At 71.3% G+C, this 22442-nt stretch carries 23 protein-coding genes; 14 read left to right on the forward strand and 9 right to left on the reverse strand.

What is annotated here, in order from left to right:
• Positions 1 to 8: 8 nt before the first annotated feature.
• The gene (locus ACWDEW_RS31835; RefSeq protein WP_450517316.1) at positions 9 to 767 is read right to left on the reverse strand and encodes a nuclear transport factor 2 family protein; all 759 of its coding nucleotides are present in this window, start codon (positions 765 to 767) and stop codon (positions 9 to 11) included.
• Between the two features lie 96 nt (positions 768 to 863).
• On the opposite strand from ACWDEW_RS31835, the gene ACWDEW_RS31840 reads away from it, so the two are divergent.
• Positions 864 to 1757, forward strand: a complete 894-nt coding sequence (locus tag ACWDEW_RS31840; RefSeq protein ID WP_450517318.1) for a helix-turn-helix domain-containing protein — start codon at positions 864 to 866, stop codon at positions 1755 to 1757.
• A 79-nt stretch (positions 1758 to 1836) separates the two neighbouring features.
• Here ACWDEW_RS31840 and ACWDEW_RS31845 read toward each other — a convergent pair whose 3' ends face one another.
• Entirely contained in the window at positions 1837 to 2538 is a 702-nt protein-coding gene (locus tag ACWDEW_RS31845) for a FadR/GntR family transcriptional regulator (protein WP_093623645.1), read from the reverse strand.
• A gap of 163 nt (positions 2539 to 2701) precedes the next feature.
• Here ACWDEW_RS31845 and ACWDEW_RS31850 point away from each other — a divergent pair, with 163 nt between their 5' ends.
• From ACWDEW_RS31850 to ACWDEW_RS31885, 8 genes are read left to right on the forward strand one after another with little or no spacing between them, the layout of a single operon-like run.
• Positions 2702 to 3775 (forward strand): sugar ABC transporter substrate-binding protein, encoded by a 1074-nt coding sequence (locus tag ACWDEW_RS31850; protein ID WP_450517320.1) that lies wholly within the window; start codon positions 2702 to 2704, stop codon positions 3773 to 3775.
• Positions 3772 to 5277 (forward strand): sugar ABC transporter ATP-binding protein, encoded by a 1506-nt coding sequence (locus ACWDEW_RS31855; RefSeq protein ID WP_450517322.1) that lies wholly within the window; start codon positions 3772 to 3774, stop codon positions 5275 to 5277. Before ACWDEW_RS31850 ends, ACWDEW_RS31855 begins: the two co-directional genes overlap by 4 nt.
• Positions 5270 to 6298 carry an ABC transporter permease gene (locus tag ACWDEW_RS31860; RefSeq protein WP_262057082.1) on the forward strand — a complete coding sequence of 343 codons (1029 nt, stop codon included), beginning with the start codon at positions 5270 to 5272 and terminating at the stop codon, positions 6296 to 6298. The genes ACWDEW_RS31855 and ACWDEW_RS31860 overlap by 8 nt, the downstream gene beginning before the upstream one ends.
• Before the next feature lie 60 nt (positions 6299 to 6358).
• The gene (locus tag ACWDEW_RS31865) at positions 6359 to 7708 is read left to right on the forward strand and encodes an L-fuconate dehydratase (protein WP_450517324.1); all 1350 of its coding nucleotides are present in this window, start codon (positions 6359 to 6361) and stop codon (positions 7706 to 7708) included.
• Positions 7705 to 8460, forward strand: a complete 756-nt coding sequence (locus ACWDEW_RS31870; protein WP_450517326.1) for an SDR family NAD(P)-dependent oxidoreductase — start codon at positions 7705 to 7707, stop codon at positions 8458 to 8460. Before ACWDEW_RS31865 ends, ACWDEW_RS31870 begins: the two co-directional genes overlap by 4 nt.
• Complete coding sequence (locus tag ACWDEW_RS31875; protein ID WP_450517328.1) at positions 8457 to 9446, forward strand: aldo/keto reductase; 990 nt, start codon at positions 8457 to 8459, stop codon at positions 9444 to 9446. The genes ACWDEW_RS31870 and ACWDEW_RS31875 overlap by 4 nt, the downstream gene beginning before the upstream one ends.
• On the forward strand, positions 9443 to 9757 hold the full coding sequence (locus ACWDEW_RS31880; RefSeq protein WP_450517330.1) for an L-rhamnose mutarotase: 315 nt from the start codon (positions 9443 to 9445) through the stop codon (positions 9755 to 9757). Before ACWDEW_RS31875 ends, ACWDEW_RS31880 begins: the two co-directional genes overlap by 4 nt.
• The gene (locus ACWDEW_RS31885) at positions 9754 to 10593 is read left to right on the forward strand and encodes an amidohydrolase family protein (RefSeq protein WP_450517331.1); all 840 of its coding nucleotides are present in this window, start codon (positions 9754 to 9756) and stop codon (positions 10591 to 10593) included. Before ACWDEW_RS31880 ends, ACWDEW_RS31885 begins: the two co-directional genes overlap by 4 nt.
• Here ACWDEW_RS31885 and ACWDEW_RS31890 read toward each other — a convergent pair.
• A complete protein-coding gene (locus ACWDEW_RS31890) occupies positions 10581 to 12008 on the reverse strand; it encodes a lipase maturation factor family protein (RefSeq protein ID WP_450517333.1) in 1428 nt (475 codons plus the stop codon). The two genes, ACWDEW_RS31885 and ACWDEW_RS31890, sit on opposite strands and share 13 nt — an antisense overlap.
• Positions 12009 to 12143: 135 nt before the next feature.
• On the opposite strand from ACWDEW_RS31890, the gene ACWDEW_RS31895 reads away from it, so the two are divergent.
• The 3 genes from ACWDEW_RS31895 (at position 12144) to ACWDEW_RS31905 (ending at position 16533) form a co-directional block, all read left to right on the forward strand.
• Complete coding sequence (locus ACWDEW_RS31895; protein WP_450517334.1) at positions 12144 to 13505, forward strand: DUF6777 domain-containing protein; 1362 nt, start codon at positions 12144 to 12146, stop codon at positions 13503 to 13505.
• A 66-nt stretch (positions 13506 to 13571) separates the two neighbouring features.
• Positions 13572 to 15638, forward strand: coding sequence for a SpoIIE family protein phosphatase (locus tag ACWDEW_RS31900; RefSeq protein WP_450517336.1), 2067 nt, complete (start codon positions 13572 to 13574; stop codon positions 15636 to 15638).
• A 31-nt stretch (positions 15639 to 15669) separates the two neighbouring features.
• A complete protein-coding gene (locus ACWDEW_RS31905; protein ID WP_450517338.1) occupies positions 15670 to 16533 on the forward strand; it encodes an Fpg/Nei family DNA glycosylase in 864 nt (287 codons plus the stop codon).
• A gap of 7 nt (positions 16534 to 16540) precedes the next feature.
• On the opposite strand, the gene ACWDEW_RS31910 is transcribed toward ACWDEW_RS31905, so the two are convergent.
• Together ACWDEW_RS31910 and ACWDEW_RS31915 are read right to left on the reverse strand one after the other, a co-directional pair.
• The gene (locus ACWDEW_RS31910) at positions 16541 to 16912 is read right to left on the reverse strand and encodes a hypothetical protein (RefSeq protein WP_450517340.1); all 372 of its coding nucleotides are present in this window, start codon (positions 16910 to 16912) and stop codon (positions 16541 to 16543) included.
• Positions 16913 to 16938: 26 nt separating this feature from the next.
• Positions 16939 to 17655 (reverse strand): SDR family oxidoreductase, encoded by a 717-nt coding sequence (locus ACWDEW_RS31915; protein WP_450517341.1) that lies wholly within the window; start codon positions 17653 to 17655, stop codon positions 16939 to 16941.
• Between the two features lie 72 nt (positions 17656 to 17727).
• On the opposite strand from ACWDEW_RS31915, the gene ACWDEW_RS31920 reads away from it, so the two are divergent.
• The gene (locus ACWDEW_RS31920; RefSeq protein ID WP_450517343.1) at positions 17728 to 18549 is read left to right on the forward strand and encodes a helix-turn-helix transcriptional regulator; all 822 of its coding nucleotides are present in this window, start codon (positions 17728 to 17730) and stop codon (positions 18547 to 18549) included.
• Here ACWDEW_RS31920 and ACWDEW_RS31925 read toward each other — a convergent pair.
• The 3 genes from ACWDEW_RS31925 to ACWDEW_RS31935 form a co-directional block, all read right to left on the reverse strand.
• Positions 18536 to 19186, reverse strand: a complete 651-nt coding sequence (locus ACWDEW_RS31925) for a zf-HC2 domain-containing protein (RefSeq protein WP_450517345.1) — start codon at positions 19184 to 19186, stop codon at positions 18536 to 18538. The two genes, ACWDEW_RS31920 and ACWDEW_RS31925, sit on opposite strands and share 14 nt — an antisense overlap.
• 140 nt (positions 19187 to 19326) lie before the next feature.
• Positions 19327 to 19842: a hypothetical protein gene (locus ACWDEW_RS31930; protein ID WP_450517346.1), complete on the reverse strand. Its 516-nt coding sequence runs from the start codon at positions 19840 to 19842 to the stop codon at positions 19327 to 19329.
• Between the two features lie 156 nt (positions 19843 to 19998).
• Entirely contained in the window at positions 19999 to 20544 is a 546-nt protein-coding gene (locus tag ACWDEW_RS31935; RefSeq protein WP_043670802.1) for a sigma-70 family RNA polymerase sigma factor, read from the reverse strand.
• Positions 20545 to 20767: 223 nt separating this feature from the next.
• Between ACWDEW_RS31935 and ACWDEW_RS31940 the strand changes: the two genes are divergently transcribed.
• Positions 20768 to 21907, forward strand: coding sequence for a CapA family protein (locus tag ACWDEW_RS31940; protein ID WP_450517348.1), 1140 nt, complete (start codon positions 20768 to 20770; stop codon positions 21905 to 21907).
• A 25-nt stretch (positions 21908 to 21932) separates the two neighbouring features.
• Here ACWDEW_RS31940 and ACWDEW_RS31945 read toward each other — a convergent pair whose 3' ends face one another.
• Positions 21933 to 22409, reverse strand: a complete 477-nt coding sequence (locus ACWDEW_RS31945) for a MarR family winged helix-turn-helix transcriptional regulator (RefSeq protein ID WP_450517350.1) — start codon at positions 22407 to 22409, stop codon at positions 21933 to 21935.
• Between the last annotated feature and the right edge of the window lie 33 nt (positions 22410 to 22442).

The following is a 22442-nucleotide window of genomic DNA, read 5'->3' on the forward strand; positions in this document are numbered from 1 at the left end:
GCCGGACCTCAGAACAGACCGTTGGAGTGCGGCAGCTCGGCCGGGACGGGAGCGATGACGTCCCAGTGCTCGACGATCCTGCCGTCGGCGACCCGGAACAGGTCCCAGTAGGCGACCGGTACCCCGAACTCGCCCTCCGACTGCAGGAGTACGAGGTCGCCCTCGGCCACGACCTTGTGGACGTTCTTGTAGACCAGGTTCCTGCCCTGCTCGGCCCACTTGGCCGCGGCGGCGCCGAAGCCGTCCAGACCGTCGGCCGCCTCCGGGTTGTGCTGGTGGTAGGTCTCGGTGGAGATGTAGTCGGTGAGCACGGAGTAGTCGGCACCCTCGAGGACCCTCTCCGCGAACTCGGCGACCAACTCGCGGTTGGACTCGGTCCGTGCCAGGTCGGCGGGCTCGGCCGGGCCGTCGGTCTGCGTACGCCCGGACGCAGTCGTCGTCACGACCGGCGTCAGCGCGTCCCAGTGCTCGGCGAGCCTGCCGTCGGCGTTCACCCGGAACAGGTCGAAGGCGACCAGGGGCTCGGGGCCGAAGCCGTGGTACGTGCCGTGGAGCGCCACCAGGTCGCCGTCGGCGATCACCCGTGCGCCCTCGTAGCGAAAACCGTCCGGCAGACCGGCGACCAGCTGCCGCAGCGCCTCCGGGCCGTCCGCCGCGAGGCTGCTGTGCTGACGGTAGTCATCGGCCACCCAGCGGTCCACCGCGCTCGGGTCCTTGTCGCCGAACAGCTCGCCGGCCGCCTTGAGGACGATCTCCTTGTTGCTCATGGCACCTCTCCTGTCTGTGGTTTCCGGCGGCGCCCTGCCCGCCGGACTGCCTCCACTCTCGCGCCCGGCTCGCCCAGGCGCACGGTAGAGTCAGGCATGGCTACGGTCGAAATGGGACACGTCTCGGTGATCGAGCGGGGCTACCGCAACCCGCTCCGGCCGGACCTGCTGATGGAGGTGCTCACCTTCACGGACCTCGCTCGTCGGCTGCCGGGAGCGGAGTTCAGACGCGTGCACCGGCTCGACTTCCACCACCTCACCTTCGTCCACAGCGGCGAGGCGACCGGCATGGTCGATTTCGTCGACGTGCCGCTCCGGCCGGGGACCCTGCTGTACATCCGGCCGGGTCAGGTACAGCGCCTGCCCATGACGTCCGGCGATGATCCGGCGGACCTGGATGCCACCGTCGTCCTGTTCACCCCGGACTTCCCGCCCCGGTTTCCCGCCACCGTGCGGCTGACGGACGACGCCTTCGGCCCGGCCCACTGGCTGCTCGGAGCGGACGACCGCGACCGGCTCCGGCGCGCCCTGACCGATCTCGCGGCCGAGTACGCCGACCTCCCCCGACAGGACCCCGAGATCACGAAGGAGCTGCTGCGCCAACTCCTCGCGGCCCTGCTGCTGCGCATCGCGCGTCTGCCCGCCTCCGACGGCCGTGCAGGGGTGTCCGTGGAGGAGTCGTACCGTCGCTTCCGGCAGGAACTGGAGCGGTCCTTCGCGGTCCTGCGCCAGGCCCACGACTACGCCGCGCGGCTCGGCTATTCCCTCAAGACGCTCAACCGCGCCTGTCAGCGGGCCACCGGCCACACCGCGAAGCAACTCGTCGACGCCCGGGTCCTGTTGGAGGCCAAACGCCAGCTGGCCCATACCGACCTGCCTGTCGCGGCCATCAGTCAGCGGCTCGGCTTCACCGAACCCACCAACTTCAGCAAGTTCTTCACCCGCGTGACCGGACTGACCCCGGGCGCCTTCCGCGACACCCAGCGCTGACCGGGCGAACCGCCGCTGCCGGCCGGCGGCAGCGGTTGGCCCGGGCGCCAGGACCGCGCCGACTCCTGAACTCCCGCCCCTACGAGCCGAGTTGCGACCGCAGCCACTCCTCGACCTCGCCCACGTGTGAGGCCGCCGCCGCCCGGGCCGCCTCCGGGTCGCGGGCCACCAACGCCCGGTGGATGGCGGCGTGTTCGCGGCGGGTGCGGGTGAAGGCGCCCTCTTCCTGGTAGCCGCGCCAGACCCGGGCACGGAACGTCCGGGACGAGAGGCCTTCCAGGATCGCGGCCATGGTGTCGTTGCCCGCGGCGGCGGCGATCTCGCGGTGGAAGGCGAGGTCGTGGGCGAGGATCTCCTCGGGATCGTCGGTCGCGTTCATCGCGGTGAGGTGCTTCTCCACCTCGGCCAGCTGGTCCGGGGTGATGCGGGCGGCGGCCAGGGCGGTCGCCGTCGACTCCAGGATGCGGCGGACCTCCAGCAGCTCGACCAGACGCGGCCCGCGGGAGAGGTCGGCGACGACACCGAAGGTCTCCAGCAGGTCGCCGGCCTCCAGCTGGGTGACGTAGATGCCCGAACCGTGCCGGGCCTCCAGCACGCCCAGCACCGTGAGCGCGCGGATCGCCTCGCGCATCGAGCTGCGGGAGATGCCCAGCTGGGCCGCGAGATCGCGCTCGGTGGGCAGCCGCTGGCCCGGCTCCAGGCGCCCCTCACCGATCAACGCCTTGATCGAGTCGATGGCGCGCTGCGTCACGGTGCCCTTCGGCGGAGCCGTCTCGTCCACGCAATCCTCCACTCACCGGGTGCGCCGCAGTCTAACCGCTCAGGTGGTCCGACCACTATGGCGGAAATCCCGGAAAAACTGCCTCTGCAGGGTGTTGTTTCGGGGAAGTGGTCTGATAAATATGCGGTCATCTGCTCGGACACGCTCAACGAGGAGCCATCGAATGCTCGGCAGGACAGTGGGGATACGCAGCAGGTTGCGCATGGTCGGTGCGGTGGCCGCGGTCACCGGTACCGCGCTCGTGCTCACCGCGTGCGGCAGCACCAAGGACACCGGCGCGAGCAGCGCCGGCGGCAGCGGCGGTACCGGCAAGGTGGGGGTGATCCTGCCCCTGCTGACCTCGCCGTTCTGGCAGTCGTACAACGACTACGTGCCGAAGATGGCGAAGTCCGAGGGCGTCGACGCGCTGAAGACGGTCAACTCCAACAGTGACCCCTCGCAGCAGATCACCGACATCAACAACGAGCTGAACCAGGGCGTCAAGGGCCTGGTCGTCGCCCCGCTGGACAGCGCCGCCATCGAAGCCGGCCTCGACCAGGCGGACCGCAAGGGCGTACCGGTCGTCGCCGTCGACGTGGCGCCCGACAAGGGCAAGGTCGCGATGGTCGTGCGCGCCGACAACGTCGCCTACGGCGAGAAGGCCTGCGAATACCTCGGAGCGCACATCACCAGCGGCAAGGTCGTGCAGATCATGGGCGACCTGGCGTCCGTCAACGGCCGTGACCGGTCGGAGGCGTTCAGGGCCTGCGTCAAGAAGAAGTACCCCAAGCTGAAGGTCCTGGAGATCCCCGCCAAGTGGGAGTCCGACACCGCGGCCTCCAAGCTCGACACGCTCCTCAACGCCAACCCGGACATCAAGGGCATCTACATGCAGGCGGGCGGCGTCTACCTCGCGCCCACCCTCCAGACCCTCAAGTCCAAGGGCATGCTGAAGACGGCGGGCCAGGCCGGGCACATCACGATCGTCTCGAACGACGGCATCCCGCAGGAGTTCGACGCGATCCGCAAGGGCGAGATCGACGCCACCGTCTCCCAACCGGCCGACGCCTACGCCAAATACGGCATGTACTACATCAAGGCCGCGATGCAGGGGAAGACCTTCAAGCCCGGCCCCACCGACCACGACTCCACGATCGTCAAGCTGCCCAGCGGCATCCTGGAGGACCAGCTGCCCGCGCCCCTGGTCACCAAGGACAACGTCGACGACCCCAAGCTCTGGGGCAACACGGTCAAATGAGCAGCCCACTGACCACCCCGCTGGTGGAGGCGACGGGAATCGTCAAGCGGTACGGCCCCACCGTCGCCCTCGCCGACGGCCAACTCACCGTGCTGCCCGGCGAGTCCCACGCCCTCGTCGGCCGCAACGGCGCCGGCAAGTCCACCCTGGTCACCGTCCTCACCGGACTCCAGGCCCCCGACGAGGGCACGGTCCGCTTCGACGGCGAACCCGCGCCCCCGCTCGCCGACCGGGACGCCTGGCGCGCCAAGGTGGCCTGCGTCTATCAACGTCCCACCGTGGTACCCGAGTTGACGGTCGCGGAGAACCTCTTCATCAACCGTCAGCCGACCTCCCGCGGCGGAGTCATCAGCTGGCGCAGGCTGCGCTCCGAGGCCGCCGAACTCCTCGACACCTGGGACGTGCGCGTCGACCCCGAGGCGCGCACCGCCGACCTCAAGGTCGAGGACCGCCAAATGGTGGAGATCGCCCGGGCGTTGAGCTTCGGCGCCCGGTTCATCGTCCTCGACGAACCGACCGCCCAGCTCGACAACCGGGAGATCGAACGGCTCTTCTCCCGCATGCGGGCGCTCCAGGAGTCCGGTGTCACCTTCCTGTTCATCTCGCACCACCTCCAGGAGGTGTACGAGGTGTGCCAGACCGTCACCGTGCTGCGCGACGCCCGCTGGATCACCACCGCACCGGTCGCCGACCTCCCGCGCCGCGCCCTGGTGGAGGCGATGGCGGGGGAGTCGATTGCCGAACTGGAGGTGCAACTAAGGGAGTTGGACGACACGTCACCCGTTCTCCTCGACGCACGCGGGCTCACCTCCGAGTCGTACGAGAACGTCGACCTCACCGTCCGCCGCGGCGAGGTCGTCGGTCTCGCCGGGTCGAGTGGCAGCGGCAAGATCGAGCTGGCCGAGTCCTTCACCGGGCTGTACACGCCGACCGGCGGGACCGCTCAACTCGACGGCGAGAAGCTGCCGTTCGGTGATGTGCAGGCCGCGCTCAAGGCCGGTGTCGGATGCGTCCCGCGTGACCGCCACGGCCAAGGACTGGTCTTCAGCATGTCCATCGGCGACAACGCCACCATGACGGTCCTGGACCGGCTCGGCCGGTTCGGCTTCGTCGGCACCGACCGCAAACGCGGCTTCGCCACCGAGCTGATCGACCGGCTCGACATCCACGCCGAGGGCCCCGACCAGCCCGTGTCGGACCTGTCGGGCGGCAACGCGCAGAAGGTCGTCATGGCTCGCGCGCTGGCCTCCGACCCGAGGCTGCTGGTCCTCATCAACCCCACCGCGGGCGTCGACGTGAAGTCCAAGGAGTCACTGCTCGCCCGCATGGACAGCGCCCGCGACGACGGCACCGCCGTGCTCGTCGTCTCCGACGAACTCGACGACCTGCGGCGCTGCGACCGCGTCCTCGTCCTCTTCCACGGCCGTGTCGTCGCCGAGCACCCGGCGGGCTGGCGCGACCACGAGCTGATCGCCTCCATCGAAGGAGTGGACCATGGCTGACACCAAGGCGGCCCCGCCGCTCGCCGCCCCACGCGCCACCGGGGCGGCCTCGGCCCGCACGGTCCTGCTCCGCCGGGCCCGTGAACTCGCGCTCGTACCGGCCCTGTTGGTGCTCCTGGTGCTCGGCGCGATCGTCAACGACTCGTTCCTCACCGAACGGAACCTGATCTCCATCCTGGGCGCCTCCGCCGCGCTCGCGATGGTGGTCCTCGCCGAGTCGCTGATCCTGATCACCGGCAAGATCGACCTCTCGCTGGAGTCCGTGGTCGGCATCGCGCCCGCCATCGGCGCCCTGCTGGTCCTGCCGTCGGCCGAGTCCGGCTGGGGCACGGAGTGGTCGGCGCCGCTCGCCCTCGTCGCGATCCTCGTCGTGGGCGGGATCATCGGCGCCTTCAACGGCATCCTCGTGGTGAAGTTCAAGCTCAACGCCTTCATCGTCACCCTCGCCATGCTGATCGTGCTCCGCGGGCTGCTGGTCGGTGCCACCAAGGGCAAGACCCTGTTCGGCATGCCCGACTCCTTCTTCACCCTGGCCACCAGCACCTTCCTCAGCGTCCCCATGTCGGTGTGGCTGGCCGCGGTCTGTTTCGCGGTCGCCGGGTTCGTGCTGAAGTACCACCGCGTCGGCCGCGCCCTGTACGCGATCGGCGGCAACCAGGAAGCGGCCCGCGCGGCCGGCATCCGCGTCGACCGGATGCTCCTCGGGGTGTCCATCGTGGCCGGCGTGCTCGCCTCGGTGGGCGGGATCATGCAGACCGGCTACGTCGGCGCGATCAGCGCCAACCAGGGCAACAACATGATCTTCACCGTGATGGCGGCGGCGGTCATCGGCGGCATCAGCCTCGACGGCGGCAAGGGCACCATGTTCGGCGCCCTGACCGGCGTACTCCTCCTGGGAGTCGTGCAGAACCTGCTCACACTCGCCCAGGTCCCGTCCTTCTGGATCCAGGCCATCTACGGCGGGATCATCCTGGTCGCCCTCATGATCGCCCGCATCACCACCGGCCGCGCCCAGGACTGACCCCCCGGCTTCCGGCACCCGCACGGCACCGGATCCCTGAACCCGACCGAAAGGCCTTCCGTGTCACCGATCCCCGGCCCTCCCGCTCGCGTCACCGCGGTCGACACCTACGACATCCGTTTTCCCACCTCGCGCGAACTCGACGGTTCCGACGCGATGAACCCGGACCCCGACTACTCGGCGGCCTACGTCGTCCTGCGCACCGACGCGGCCGACGGGCACGAGGGACACGGGTTCAGCTTCACCATCGGGCGGGGCAACGAAGTCCAGGTCGCCGCGATCCACGCGCTGCGGGACCATGTGATCGGCCGGTCGGTCGACGAACTCTGTGCGGACCCGGGGACGTTGAACCGCGACCTGATCGGCGACAGCCAACTCCGCTGGCTGGGGCCCGAGAAGGGCGTGATGCACATGGCGATCGGCGCCGTCGTCAACGCGGCCTGGGACCTCACCGCCAAACGCGCGGGCAAGCCCCTGTGGCAGCTCCTGGCCGACGCCGACCCCGAATGGCTCGTCAGCCAGATCGACTTCAGGTACATCACCGACGCGCTCACCCCGGAGGAGGCCCTGGACATCCTGCGGCGCGGCCGGGCGGGCGCCGAGGAGCGCCGAACCCGCCTTCTGGAGCGGGGATTTCCCGCCTACACCACCTCCGCCGGCTGGCTCGGCTACGACGACGAGAAGCTCACCCGGCTCGCCGTGCAGGCCGTCCGGGACGGCTTCCGGCAGATCAAGCTGAAGGTCGGCGCCGACCTCGACGACGACATCCGGCGCTGCCGCGTGGCCCGTTCGGCCGTCGGCCCCGACATCCGGATGGCGATCGACGCCAACCAGCGCTGGAACGTGGACGAGGCGATCCGCTGGACCAAGGCCCTCACCGAGTTCGACCCGTACTGGATCGAGGAACCCACCAGCCCCGACGACGTCCTCGGCCACGCCGCCATCCGCGCCGCCGTGGCCCCGGTGAAGGTCGCCACCGGCGAACACGTCCAGAACCGCGTCGTGTTCAAGCAGCTGCTCCAGGCCGGCGCCCTCGACATCCTCCAGATAGACGCGGCCCGTGTCGGCGGAGTCAACGAGAACCTCGCGATCCTGCTGCTCGCCGCCAAGTTCGGAGTGCCCGTCTGCCCGCACGCGGGCGGTGTCGGACTGTGCGAACTCGTCCAGCACCTCTCGATGTTCGACTACCTCGCCGTGTCCGGCACCACCGACGACCGCGTCATCGAGTACGTGGATCATCTGCACGACCACTTCCTCGATCCGGTGGTGATCCGCGAAGGTCACTACATGGCACCCAGCACACCCGGCTTCTCGGCCACCATGCGGCCCGAGTCCATCGCGCGCTACACGTTCCCCGGCGGCACCTTCTGGGCCGCCGACCTCGACAGCCAGAAGGGGCACGCGGCATGACCGACTTCGAGGGGCTCAGGGCCCTGGTCACCGGCGGCGCCTCCGGCATCGGCCGCGCCACCGCCGAACTCCTCGCCGAGCGCGGCGCCCAGGTCGCCGTCCTCGACCTGGACCCGAGCGGTGTCGAGAAGCCGCTGCTCGGCTACCGCGCCGACGTCACCGACGACGCCTCCGTTCGACAGGCCGTGGCATCCGCGGTCGCCGACCTCGGCGGACTCGACATCGTCGTGAACAACGCGGGCATCGGCGCCCAGGGCACCGTCGAGGACAACGACGACGACGAGTGGCACCGCGTCCTGGACGTCAACGTCGTCGGCATGGTCCGCGTCACCCGCGCCGCGCTCCCGCATCTGCGCGAGTCCTCCCACGCGGCGATCGTCAACACCTGCTCCATCGCCGCCACCGCCGGACTGCCCCAACGCGCCCTCTACAGCGCCACCAAGGGCGCCGTGCAGTCCCTCACCCTCGCCATGGCCGCCGACCACCTCCGCGAAGGCGTCCGCGTCAACTGCGTCAACCCCGGTACGGCGGACACCCCCTGGGTCGGACGCCTCCTCGACTCGGCCGCCGACCCGGCCGCCGAACGCGCCGCCCTGGCCGCCCGCCAGCCCTCCGGCCGGCTCGTCTCGGCGGCCGAAGTCGCGGGCGCCATCGCCTACTTGGCGAGCCCGCTGTCCGGCGCCACCACCGGCACCTCGCTCGCCGTGGACGGCGGTATGCAGGGCCTGCGGCTGAGGCCGGTGGGCCCGTGAGCACGCTCGGCAGCAGCGGGGTCGAGGTGGGCGGGCTCGGTCTGGGCGCCGCCCCGCTGGGCAACCTGTTCACCGAGGTCGACGACGAGCAGGCGTACCGGGCAGTCAACGCGGCCTGGCAGCAGGGCATTCGCTACTTCGACACGGCACCCCACTACGGCATCGGCCTGTCCGAGCGGCGCCTCGGCGCCGCGCTGCGCGACCGTCCGCGCGCTCAGTACACGATCTCCACCAAGGTCGGCCGCCGCCTCGACCCCGTGGAGACGGTGACAGGGGACGACCTCGCCGACGGCTTCGCCGTGCCCGCCACCAGCCGCCGCGTCTGGGACTTCACCGCCGACGGGATCCGGCGCACCCTGGACGCCAGCCTGGAACGGCTCGGCCTCGACCGCGTCGACATCGTCTACCTGCACGACCCCGACGACCACGCCGACCAGGTCTTCCGCGAGGGCTATCCCGCCCTGGAGAAGCTCCGCGCCGAGGGCGTCGTCGGCGCCATCGGCGCGGGCATGAACCAGGCCGGGATGCTCACCCGCTTCGTCCAGGAAACGGACGTGGACGTGGTGCTGTGCGCGGGCCGCTACACCCTGCTCGACCAGAGTGCCCTCACCGAACTGCTCCCGTCCGCCGTCGCCCGCGGCAAGTCGGTCGTCATCGGCGGCGCCTTCAACTCCGGCCTGCTCGCGGACCCGAAGCCGGACGCGACCTACAACTACGCCCACGCACCGGCCGAGTTGCTGGACCGGGCGCTGCGCATGAAGGAGGCGGCCGAGCGGCACGGCACGACCCTGCGCGCCGCCGCCCTGGCGTTCTGCGCCGCGCACCCGGCCGTGGCGAGCGTCCTGGTCGGCGCCCGCTCGGAGGCCGAAGTCCGGGACTGCGCCGAGCAGTTCGCGGCCAAGGTGCCGGACGCGTTCTGGCAGGAGCTGCGGGACACGGGGCTGCTGCCCGCCGACGCCCCGGTCCCGGCCGAGGAGCCGTCATGAGAGTGGCCCTCCACACCAAGGTGCGCGCCGATCGCATCGACGCGTACGAGAGCGCCCACCGCGAGGTCCCCAAGGAACTCACGGCCGCGATCCGGGCCGCCGGCGCCACCTCCTGGACGATCTGGCGCAGCGGCACCGACCTCTTCCACGTCCTGGAGTGCGACGACTACGCCCGCCTGCTGGCCGAACTGGACCAGCTCCCGGTGAACGTCGCCTGGCAGGCCCGCATGGCCCAACTCCTGGACGTGGTGCACGACTACACGAGCGAGGGCGCCGACGCCGGCCTGCCCGTCGTATGGGAGCTGCCATGACCGTCGACGCCCACCACCACGTCTGGGACCTCTCCGTCCGCGACCAGGACTGGATCACCGGCCCCGCACTCCAGCCGATCCGCCGCGACTTCAGCGTCACCGACCTCGAACCCGAGGCGCGCGCGGCCGGCGTCGACCGGACCGTCCTCGTCCAGACGATCACCGTCGCCGAGGAGACCCCGGAGTTCCTCGCGCTCGCCGACACGCACGACCTCGTCGCCGGAGTCGTCGGCTGGACCGACCTCACCCGCCCCGACATCGCCGACGAACTGGCCCGCCTGCGCGAACTCCCCGGCGGCCACTACCTGAAGGGCATCCGCCACCAGGTACAGGGCGAACCCGACCCGAACTGGCTGCTGCGCCCCGACGTACGCCGCGGCCTCGCCGCCGTGGCCGACGCGGGACTCGTCTACGACCTGCTGGTGCTGCCCCACCAGTTCCCGGCCAGTGTCCAGGCAGCCGCATCCCTGCCCCGACTCACTTTCGTACTCGATCACTTGGGTAAACCACCCGTCGCCTCGGGCCGGCTGGAGCCGTGGGAGTCGGCCCTGCGCTCCCTCGCCGCGCTCCCCAACACCCACTGCAAACTGTCCGGCCTGGTCACGGAGGCCGACTGGAAGACCTGGAGCACCCAGGACCTGCGCCCCTACACGGACGTCGCGCTCGACGCCTTCGGGCCGGGCCGGCTGATGTTCGGCTCCGACTGGCCGGTGTGCACCCTGGCGGCGAGCTACGGCGAAGTCGCCGCCGCCACAGGTGAGTTGACCGAAGGGCTCGGCGCGGCGGAACGCGCCGAGATCTTCGAGGGAACGGCGACCCGCGTCTACGGCCTCTGAACCTCCTTCGCCAGCCTGGTCGGCGGGAAGTACTCCCGCACGAACGTCCGCTCCCAGCACGCGCCCGTCTCCCTCAACTCCCACCAGGTTGTGTAGTGGTAGCGGAAGAGACGGGCCCGGACATGGCGTGGGGGCGCGTCCGGCGCGAACGGCGAGCGGCGCAGCAGTCGTAGCGTGTCCCGGTCGTTCTCCAGGAGCCGTTCCACCAGGGCGCCGAACCACGGCTCGGCGTAGCCGGGGGAGAGCGCCGCGAACCACATCATCCAGTCCAGGCGCAGATGGTACGGCGCGAACTGGCGCGGCCAGTGGTGCGGTTGGCCCGGCTTGCCCCTGAACTCGTACTCCCGCCAGTCGGAGTCCTCGCGGGGTACGGAGTCCGCCGTGCCCTCGATCACCACCTCGTGGCGGATGCGGCTGACGTTGCCGAACGCGCCGTAGGTGTTGACCAGATGGAGCGGGTCGAAGGAACGGTTCATGGCCTGGTGGCGGGAGAGCATGTTGCGGACCGGGCGGCGGCTGAGCCACAGCAGCAGGGCGGCGACGGCCAGGACCACGACCTCGTACCAGAGGGGCGGTGGGCCGGGGGTGGGTGACGGCGCCGCGCGGGGGAGTCGGACGGCCGAGAGGGCCAGCGCGATGGTGATCCAGTTCAGCCAGGCGAAGTTGCCGGACAGGACCAGCCACAGCTGGGTGGCGATCATCAGGGTCGCGGCGGCCGTCGCGACCGGCTGCGGGGTGAACAGCAGGACGGGCACGACGAGTTGGGTGAGGTGGTTGGCGGCGACCTCGATCCGGTGCAACGAGCGGGGGAGGTGGTGGAAGAACCAGCTCAGCGGGCCCGGCATCGGCTGTGTCTCGTGGTGGAAGTCCAGGCAGGTCAGCTTCCGCCAGCACGCGTCGCCGCGCAGCTTGATCAGGCCCGCGCCGAACTCGACCCGGAACAGGATCCAGCGCAGCAGGATCAGCACGACGATGGGTGGCGCCACCTCGTCGTTGCCGAGGAGGACGGCCAGGAAGCCGACCTCCAGCAGCAGCGACTCCCAGCCGAACCCGTACCAGGTCTGGCCGACGTTGACGATCGACAGATACAGCGCCCACGGCAGCAGCCACAGCAACATTCCGCCCCAGAGCGGGAGTTGGGAGTCGAGCCCGACCGCGAGTGCGAGCGACACAGCACAGCCCGTCCACGCGCAGAGCGCGAAGAAGCGGTCGGTGTAGTGGAGTTGGAAGAGACTAGGGGCCCGCCCGAACGGCATCCGGCGGACGAACCGGGGGACCGGCAGCATGCCCCGCTCGCCGATCAGCGCGCGGAACTGCAAGGCCGCCGTGAGGAACGCGACCAGATAGACACCGGCCAGGGCCCGCTGGAAGACCAGTCGGCTCAGCCAGTAGTCGGGTGCGGTGAACCATCCCACGACCGTGCGCTCCTCCCTCCATCGTCACACCTCGGCAGGTCGTCACTCTGTGTCTTCCATGCCTCCGGTTGCGTAACCCATGCGAGTGAAGCAGACAATAGTGGCGAATCACCCGGCTTGAGGCGGGAGAACACGGTGCGCACATCGACCGGAACCATCGCCACGGCCTGCGCGCTCTCGGCGGCGCTCCTCGTCGCCGGCTGCGGCGGCGCCCACGGCATGAGATCGAGCGGCGAGGCCGCGAAGGCGAGCGGCGAGGTCTTCCTGCAGCCCGTCGCGGCTCAGGGCCCCGACCCCTTCACGGACTCCACGGCCACCGCGCCGAGTACCCCGCCGCGGGTCACCCGAACGCCGCAGCCGATGCCCACGGTCTCGACGCCCACGGCGCCGGCTTCCCCGTCCGCCGGCCGCACCCGGACCATCTCCGGCGCCACACCCGGCCTCTACGGCGGCACGGCGCGCACCGGCAGCTGTGATGTCGAGCGGCAGATCGCCTATCTCACCCGGGACCAGGCCAAGGCCGGTGCCTTCGCGCAGGCCGAGGGGATCTCCCGGAGCGCGATTCCCGGCTATCTGCGCGGGCTGACCTCGGTCGTGCTGCGCGCCGACACCCAGGTCACCAACCACGGGTTCCGGGACGCGCGGGTGACCGGTTTCCAGTCGGTCCTCCAGGCCGGTACCGCCGTCCTCGTCGACAACCGGGGCGTGCCCCGCGTGCGCTGCGCCTGCGGCAACCCGCTCAAGGCGGGCGTGGCGGGCGGGAACTCCGGCGGCAGCGGACGGGGCTGGTCCGGGTACCGGCCCGCCGAGGTGGTCGTGGTGACACCGGCACCGCAGGTGATCACCGACATCACGATCGTCGACGTCGTGGACAGCACCTGGATCGAACGGCCCCTCGGTCATCGCGGACCGCACCACGACCACGTCGTACGGCCGCCGGTCCATGTGCCGCCGACACGGCCCGGCACCACCCCCGCCCCGCACGGAAGCAAGTCTCCGCGCCCTCACGGCAGCCACTCCAGCACTCCGACCGGGGGAACCGGCACCCCGTCCAGTGGGACGAGCTCTTCGCCGAGCCCTTCGTCGAGCGCCTCGCCGGGCTCCTCGCCGAGCGCCGCTCCGAGCACGTCCCCGAGCGTCCCTCCGAGCGCCTCGCCGGGCGACGGGAGCGCGTCCCCCGGTGACGGCCGGAGTACCGCCCCGGGCAAGTCCACCCCCGGCTGCGTGACGACCCCGACCGTCACCGTCGCCCCGGGCGTGGCCGGCGGAACGGCGGCCCGGGTACCCGCCCCGGGTGTCACCGGCTGCCCCACCGCGACCGTCACGGCCACCCCGAGAACGGTCGCGCCCCAGCCTTCCCAGGACCCCGGCTCCCCGGACGGGATCGGGCCGCCGACCGTCCCGGAGACCCCGGACCGGCCCGACGGCGGTGGGCTGATCCCCGGCGGCGCCACCAGCAGCATCTTCGACAGCCCCACGGGCGTCTTCGGCGGCTGACCCGGCGGTCGGTCGTAGGGGTCCGAGAAGTCGAATAATCGGGCAAATCCTGGCAAGGTGGGCCGCATGGTTGATCGGGGAGCGAGCGCCCTGTCACTCCCGGACGACTGGCCCGCCCACCCGGACCCGATCCTGGCGCTCAACCGCATGGGCAGCTTCGACTGGGACCTGGACAACGGCCTGTTCCACATGGACGCCCAGGCCCACGAGGTCTTCGACCTGCGCCCCGACGAATACGACGGACGCCCCGAGTCCCTGGCGATCCGGGTACCGCCGCCGGAGGGGTACCGGCTCGACGGTCTCGTCTCCCAGGCCATGAAGGACGGCAGCGAGAACTACGGCGCCTACTTCCGGATGCGGCTGCGCGACGGCAGCCTGCGCTGGACCCACACCCAGGGCTACATCCGGCGCGACGAGACGGGCCGCCCGCGCCGGATCATCGGCATCGTGCGGGACGCCACCCAGGAACTCGCCGAGAACGCGGCCCGCCGTGAGCAGGCCGCCCTCGACGCGGCCCGGCGCGACCAGACCAACGTCGTCCAGCTCACCACCGCCGCCCTCGCGCACGCCCGTACCGTCCAGGACGTCATCGACGTCCTCATGGACACCCACGGCCTCGTCCACCTCGGCGCGACCAGACTGGTCATGGGGCTGGTGGAGGCCGGCCGGATCCGCCTGGTCGCCGAGGGCAGCGTCGTACCCGGCAAGGAGGTCCTCCGGATCGACGAGCCGTACCCGATGACGGAAGTCGTACGGACGCTCAGCCCGGCGTTCATCGAGTCGCCCGAGGAGTTCGCCGAACGGTACCCGCTGCTGTGGCAGCACATCGCCGAACTGCACATCACCGCAGGCGCCTATCTGCCGCTGATCGCCCAGGCCCGGCCGATCGGCACGATGGGCCTGCTCTACAGCGACCGTCGCGGCTTCTCGGCGGAGGAGCGCAACGTACTGGTCGCGCTGGGCAGCAGCATCGCGCAGAGCCTGCAGCGCGCCATGTTCTACGAGCAGGAGAAGGACCTCGCGCAGGGGCTCCAGCAGGCGATGCTGCCGCGGGCCATCCCCAGCGTGCCGGGCGCCGACGTCGCCGTCCGCTACCGGTCGGCCAAGCTCGGCCGGGACATCGGCGGCGACTGGTACGACCTGATCCCGCTGCCCGGCGGGCGGGTCGGCGCCGTCATCGGCGACGTCCAGGGCCACGACACGCACGCCGCCGCCGTCATGGGCCAGCTGCGGATCGTCCTCAAGGCGTACGCCGCCGAGGGGCACACCCCGGCCACGGTGATGGCCCGTGCCTCCGTCTTCCTGCACGAACTCGACACCGACCGCTTCGCCACCTGCCTCTACGCCGAGGCCGACCTGTCCACCGGAGTGGTCCAGGTGGTCCGGGCCGGTCATATCGACCCGCTGGTGCGGCAGTTGGACCGGACCTGTCGTCGTATGCCTGTCGTGGGCGGGCTGCCGCTCGGCCTGTCCGCCGAGTTCGGGCGGCTCGAATACCCGGTCTCCACCCTCGAACTCGACCCCGGCCAGACCCTGGTGCTGTGCACCGACGGCCTCGTCGAACAGCCCGGCGCGGATCTCGACGACGGACTGCAGACCCTCATCGCCCTCATCGCCTCCGGTCCCGACGACGTACGCGACCTCGCCGACCTGCTCATCGACGTGGCCGAGGAACGCGGCGGCGAGGACGACGTGGCGCTGCTCCTGCTGCGCCGCCGCGGCCTCGACGCCCCGCGCTCGGGCGGCCGGCTCCAGCAGCACGTGGCGCCCGGCGACTCCGAGGCCCTCACCGAGGCCCGGCACATGATCAGGGCCGCCGTCCGGGCCTGGGGCGGGCGGGATCGCGCCGACGAGGTCGAACTCGTCGCCGACGAACTGATCACCAACGCCCTGATGCACACCGAGGGCTCCGCGATCGTCACCCTCAGGGTCCTCACCGGCCCCGACCGTCGACTGCGAGTCGAGGTCGAGGACTCCTCCAGCGCCCTCCCGCGCCGCCGCGAGGCGGGCGAGGACGGCGTCTCCGGGCGCGGGCTGCTCCTCGTCGACCTGCTCACGGACGTGTGGGGCGTGGAGGCGCGGGGCAGCGGCAAGTGCGTGTGGTGCGAGTTCCTGGTCCCGGACCGGAGCTGACCCCACGGCCCTCCGATGGCACCCTGGACGTATGCCGGAACTCCCCGAGGTCGAAGCGCTGAAGGACTTCCTGACCGAACACCTCGTCGGCCACGAGATCGTACGGGTGCTGCCCGTCGCCATCAGCGTCCTGAAGACGTACGACCCTCCGCCCACCGCGCTGGAGGGCCACGAGGTGGTGGCCGTGCACAGGTACGGCAAGTTCCTGGACGTCGAGACGGACGGCGGCCCGCACTTCGTGACCCACCTCGCCCGGGCGGGCTGGCTGCACTGGAAGGACCGCCTCCCGGACGGCCCGCCCCGCCCCGGCAAGGGCCCGCTCGCGCTCCGGGTGGCCCTGGAGACGGGCGAGGGCTTCGACCTCACGGAGGCGGGCACCCAGAAGCGCCTCGCCGTGTACGTCGTGACCGACCCGCAGTCCGTCCCTGGCGTCGCCCGCCTCGGCCCCGACCCCCTGGCCGACGACTTCGACGAGCCGCGCTTCGCCGGACTCCTCAAGGACGAACGCCGCCGGCTCAAGGGCGCCCTGCGCGACCAGACCCTGATCGCCGGAGTGGGCAACGCGTACAGCGACGAGATCCTGCACGCGGCGAAGATGAGCCCCTTCAAACTGGCCGCGTCCCTGACCCCGGCCGAGACCCACACGCTCTACACGGCCCTGCGCACCACACTTCTCGACGCCATCGACCGCTCCCGGGGCGTGGCCGCCGGCCGCCTGAAGGCGGAGAAGAAGAGCGGCCTGCGCGTCCACGGCCGCACCGGTCAGCCCTGCCCGGTCTGCGGCGACACCGTCCGAGAGGTCTCCTTCAGCGACTCCTCCCTCCAGTACTGCCCCACCTGCCAGACGGGCGGCAAGCCACTGGCGGACCGGCGGCTGTCGCGACTGCTCAAGTAGCGGGCCCCTACTGCCAGAGGCCGACTCCGTCGCATCCGCCGGGGTCCGACGTCAACAGGTCCTCGTGCAGCCCGGCGAGCACGTGTCCGGTCGGTGAACCGTCCGCGTCGGTCCCCATGACCACCCAGCCGCCGACCGCGTCCGGATCGTGCACGGGGCCGCCCTCGTCGAGGGTGTCGAGCGTCGCGAACACCGCCTTGTACGCGACGGCCCGGACCAGGCGGATCAGGTCGTCCCGATCCGCCCCGGCGGCGAGCAGCCTTCTGGCGGCCGGGATTTGATCCACCGCGCCGGGAGCGTCCCAGCCGTCGACAGCGTCGCGCCACAGGCCGCGCAGCAGTACGGATCGGGCGTTCTGTGCAGGCTGTGCGTCGTCCACCGCCACAGGACGCCCTGCCGCTCGGCTCACCAGGGCACGGGTGTCCCGTCCCAGGACAGGAACCGGCCCGTGGGCCCGTCGTCCGGCAGCAGCGCCAGGTCGACGGCGCCGCGTGCCGCCTCCGCCGGGTCCCCGTCGCTCGCCGCGGCCCGTTCGTTGAGGTCCGTCGCCCGCAGCCCGGGCGCCAGGGCGTTCACCTTGAAGCCCTCGCCCGCCAAGGACTGCGCGTAGAAGAGGGTGAGGGCGTTGAGGGCCGTCTTCGAGGAGCGGTAGGCCGCGCCCGCCCCGGCGTGGGCGGCGAACTCCCGGTCCGGGTCGGCGCTCCAGGTCAGGGAGCCGGTGCCGCTGGAGACGTTCACGACGCGGGGGCGGGAGGAGCGACGGAGCGCCGGGAGGAATGCGTTGGTGACCGCGAGGACTCCGAAGACGTTCGTCTCGTAGGTGCGGCGGACGTCGTCGAGGTCGGCCTCGGGTGCCGGACTCGCGCCTGCCATGATGCCCGCGTTGTTGACCAGGACGTCCAGGGCGGTGACCTCTCGTGCCGCCGCCGCGATGCTGCCGGCGTCCGTGACGTCCAGGACCAACAGGCGGGCGCCGTCGCCGAGTTCGTCGACCGCCCGCTGTCCACGGCCCGCGTCGCGCGAGCCGACGTACACGGTGAAGCCCTCGGCTACGAGCAGGCGGGCGATCTCCTTGCCGATGCCCTTGTTGGCGCCGGTGACCAGTGCTGTGGAATCGTTCATGGGGACGACGATTCCGCGCCCCGCGCCGTCGAACCAGGGACTACCGATCCCTGGCAGCCGGAGGGAGGCACCGTGACCGACAGACGGGAACTGGCCCGGTTTCTGCGCGGGCGGCGGGAGAAGCTGGTGCCGGCCGATGTGGGGCTGCCGGGGGAGCCGTCCCGCCGGACCTCCGGGCTGCGCCGGGAAGAGGTCGCGGAGCTGGCCCACATGTCCGTCGACTACTACGCCCGCCTCGAACAGGCCCGCGGCCCCCGCCCGTCGCCCCGCGTCCTGGACGCCCTCACCGGAGTGTTCCGGCTCACCCCGGCCGAGCGGAGCCATCTGTTCCGGCTGGCGGGGACACAGGTGACGCCTCTCGCCGCGCCGGTGCGGACCGTCCGCCCGCATGTGGCGGCCCTGCTGGAGCGCATCCCGGACACGGCGGCCATCGTCACCGACGCCACCTATGACGTCATCGCCTGGAACCCGCTCGCGGCTGCCGTACTCGGCGGGGATCTCGGCACGCGGCCGAACCTGGCGCGCCGCCGCTTCCTGGGCCCGCCCCCGGAGAGTTCGAGCGCCGAGGAGTTCGCGCACATCGTGGTCTCCCGGCTGCGCCGCGCCGCCGACCGCTATCCCTACGACCCGGGCCTCGCCCGTCTGCTGGCCGAACTGCGTGCCGGAAGCGAGGAGTTCACGCAGGTCTGGGACACCGACCCGGTGCACGCCCCCGGTCACCGCACCAAGACGCTGACCCATCCGGAGGCGGGCCGACTGCGGGTGAACTGCGATGTGCTCACCGTTCCGCACGACGACCAGCAGGTCGTCTTCCTCACCGCGGACCCGGGCACCCCGTCCGCGCGAGCCCTGCGGAAACTGGCCGCCGCGGGGCGGGACTTCAGTGCGAGGTGAGCCGCACCAGCTGCCGGCCGTCGGCGGTGCGCACGTCGTAGTGGTCGATCTCGTCGGGGTGCATCGCCGCGCCACCCTGCATCGTGATCATCGTCGCGTCCTGCGCGGGTACGTTCCAACTGGTCACGACCTGCTCGGAACCGTCCCGGCCGACGACCACGAGACGACAGGAGCGGGGGCCCGCGCCGTCCTTGATCCTGAGGGACACATCACTGCCGTAGTTCTCGTTCGCGGCCGTGACCTGTGCCCACACGCCCGACTTGGCGTCGGTCGCGGTGAGCTGCACCGGCCCGTCGCCGCCCCCGGCGAGCGTCGCCACCGCGGGGCCGCCCACGGCCAGTACCACCGAGGCGGCCACGGCGTACAGAAAACGCCGCCGTCCGGCCCGTTGACGGGCGGACACCTCGCCGAGCAACCGGTCGAGCAGCCGGGGCCCGGGTTGCGCCATGGGGTGCACGTAGCGCGGCGTCGCACGCCGGTACAGCATCAACTGCCGTGAGGCGGGACCGAATTCGGTCACATGAGCCGCGCAGCTGGTGCACTCCATGAGGTGATCCTCGAAGCGGAAGGCCTCCGCCTCGTCCAGCACGCCGAGCGCGTACGCGCCGACGTCGCGATGCCTTTCCAGGGACCTCATGACGAATCCTCGTGCCGTTAGGTGCGGGTGGGGTTACTCCTTGCTCCCATCGGTACGCACCAGCCCGTCGAATCACTCAAGGCGCACACAGAATCGCCATCACGAATTCGTAGCGGTCGAACCCGTGGATTGGTCCTGTTTCAAAAAAGATGGATGGCGAGATGGCCGAGCGGCAGACCCAGCTGCCAGGCGGGCGTCCAGACCTTCGGCCCGTCGTCCTCACCGGTCACCGGACCGCCTCCCGGCACCGCGTCCAGATCCGGCGCGAGCAGCTCGGTCTCCTCCAGCCAGCGCCAGGCGTTCTCCGCCAGCGCCAGGTCCGGTGCGTCGACGCCGGCCTCGACCGCCTCCGCCGTCAACTTGGACATACGTTCCTCGACCCAGTCCTGCCACGGCTGGTCGTACGCCGTGAGCGAAAGCCAGGTCTCAAGTTGGGTGACCACTCTGATACCGGACAATTCGCCGTCCGTGTCGGAGAGGAAGATGGTCAGCGCCAGCGCGTCCCGTCCCGCACGGAACTCGAAGGACGTCGGGGGCATCAGGTCGCCGGTCCGCAGCAGTTCGTCGGCGATGTACTCGGCGTACAGCCAGGCCATGGGGACGGTGAGTTCACCGCCGCCGGTGCCGTCCGTGCTCTCTTGACCTCTGTGCAGCATCCCTTCCTGCCTTCCTCCGGTGCGTGCGCGTCGCCCGGCCCGAGGCTCCGTCAGGAACCCCGAGCCCCCCAGTCCGGAACACGGATGAGGACAGCCGATTACTCAACCGGGGTCCTGAGCAAGGCGCTTTGCGGAGGTTTGACTAAGGAGTTGGTTTCACCGCAGGTCGGCCGCATAGCCGGGAAGCACCCGGCGCAGGGCGCGGAGCGCGTAATAGGCACGGGACTTCACCGTACCGGGCGGAATCCCGAGGGCCGCCGCGGCCTCCGCCACACTCGCCCCCTGGAAGTACACGAGCACCAGGACTTCACGGTGCTCCGGAGTGAGAGTCTTCACAGCCTCCCGCACATCGAGCGTCGCCGCCGACCGTTCCGCGTGATCGGCACAGACGCGCGCGTTCTCCAGCACCGCGTCCCCGACCTCGGGCGGTCGCGCCTGCCGGGCCCGCCGCGCGTCGATGGCGAGCCGCCGGCCCACCGTCAGCAGCCAGGGCCGTACGGACTCGAAGTCGTCGGCGCGCAGCGCCTCGGGGTGCTGCCAGGCTCGTACCAGGGTCTCCTGGACGAGGTCCTCGGCGCGCTGGCGGTCGCCGTCGCAGAGCCGGAGCAGCAGCGCGAAGAGCGGCCTGCCGTGCTCGCGCTGCAGTGCGGCGAGCTCGTGCTCGGCGGTCGTTCCGTTGGTGAGCGTGGGTCCGGCCGTCATGGCCGTATGGCATCGCAGGGGGCCGTCCGGGGACAGAGGGCGCACGAGGGGCGTGCGGCGGACGGTCGATCGCGTCGGCGAACGGTGCGACGAACGGTCCGCGCCCCCCGGGGATCCCCCACACGCGCACACCGGACGGGTCATCGGGGGCCGGAAGCCGTTTGCGGGGGCGCTGAGGTTCATACCTATCGGTGGGTAAATATGACCACAGTGGGGTGAATTGATGATCGCACGCAGACGACAGGTGGCCGTTGCCCTGGCGGGCATTCTCACCGCGGCCGCCGCCTGCCAGGCCCAGCACCACGACCCGAAGGCCGCCGGCCGCCCGGCGCCCCCCGCCGCCCGCGGCTTCACCCTCGTCGCCGCCGGCGGCATCCTGCCGCACAGCGCCGTCCTCGACCGCGCCCGCTTCGACGCGGGCGGCACCGGCTACGACTTCGGTCCGATGCTCTCCGGCGTCCAACCCCTCGTGTCCCGGGCCGACCTGGCGCTGTGTCACATCGAGACGCCCTATGGCGACCGCACCGGTTCCCCGTTCTTCGATTCCCCGCCCGAGGAGGCCCGGGCCCTTGCCGCGACCGGCTACGACAGCTGCTCCACCGCCTCCGGCCACAGCCTGGACGACGGCCCCTTCGGTATCCAGCACACCCTCGACACCCTCGACAGCGCCGGCGTACGGCACGCCGGAACGGCACGCGGCGATGCCGAGGCACGCACGGTCACGCTGCTGCGCGCCGGTCCGGCGAAGGTCGCCCACCTCGCCTACACCGCCGACACGAACGGCGTCCCGCTCCCGGCCGGCGAGCCCTGGTCCGTCAACCTCCTCGACCCGGCCCGCATCCTCGCCGACGCCCGCGACGCCCGGCGCGCGGGCGCCGACGTGGTCGTCGTCTCGCTGCGCTGGGGCACACCGGGCCAGGGCGGGCCCGACCCGCAGCAGGTGGCGCTGGCCGGGGAACTCACCGCGGCCCGCACCGGCGGCCGCCCCGACGTCGACCTGATCCTCGGCACCCACGCCCGCACCCCGCAGGCGTACGAGAAGGTCAACGGCACCTGGGTGGTCTACGGGCTCGGCGACCAGGTCACCGGCGAGATGTTCGACAACGCGGGCACCCAGGATCCCGGCGGCAACACGAGCACCCTCGCCCGCTTCACCTTCGTGCCGCCCGTCCGCCCCGGCGCGCGATGGGAGGTGGCCAAGGCCGAGTTCGTCCCGCAGTTGTTCGACGTCGACGCGGGCCGGGTGGTCGACGTCAACCGGGCGATCGCCCAGGGCGCCGAACTGACCGCCGACCGCGACCGCATCCGCGAGGTGGTGCTCGGCCGGGGCGCGGCGAAGGACGGGCTGGTGATGGGGAAGTAGCCCGTGACGGGGAAGTGGCGGACGGTCAGTCCACGTCCACGTCGACGTGGTCGAAGGTCCGGAGGATCTCGGTGAGCACCCGCACGCACGCGCTCACCTCGGCGTCGGTCAGGTCGCCGCCGACCTGGCGGTTGAGGTGGTGCTCGCGGCCGAGGACGGACGTGATGACGGCGCGGCCCTCCTGTGTGAGCCGGATCAGGGAGGACCGCTGGTGTGCGGGGTTGGGTGTGACCTCCACCCAGCCGTGGCCCGCCGCCTCGTTGACCATGCGCTGCACGAACTGGCGGCTCAGGGCCAGGGTCCGGCCCATCTGGGGCACCGTCATGGGCCCGTGCTGCCGCAGCAGGTCCAGTACGGCGCGCACGCCGACGGAGACCCCCTCGACCGCTTCGCCCTGTTCGACCTTGCGCAGAGCGCGCCGGTAGAGCGGGCCCACCAGGTCGAACACCTGGGTGAGGCGGTGGCCGAGTTCGTCGGGGGACAGGGGGGCGGAGTCGTTCACGAGCCCATCATGACACCTGGGTTGCCAACCCTC

This window comes from Streptomyces sp. NPDC001100 (genome assembly GCF_053598575.1).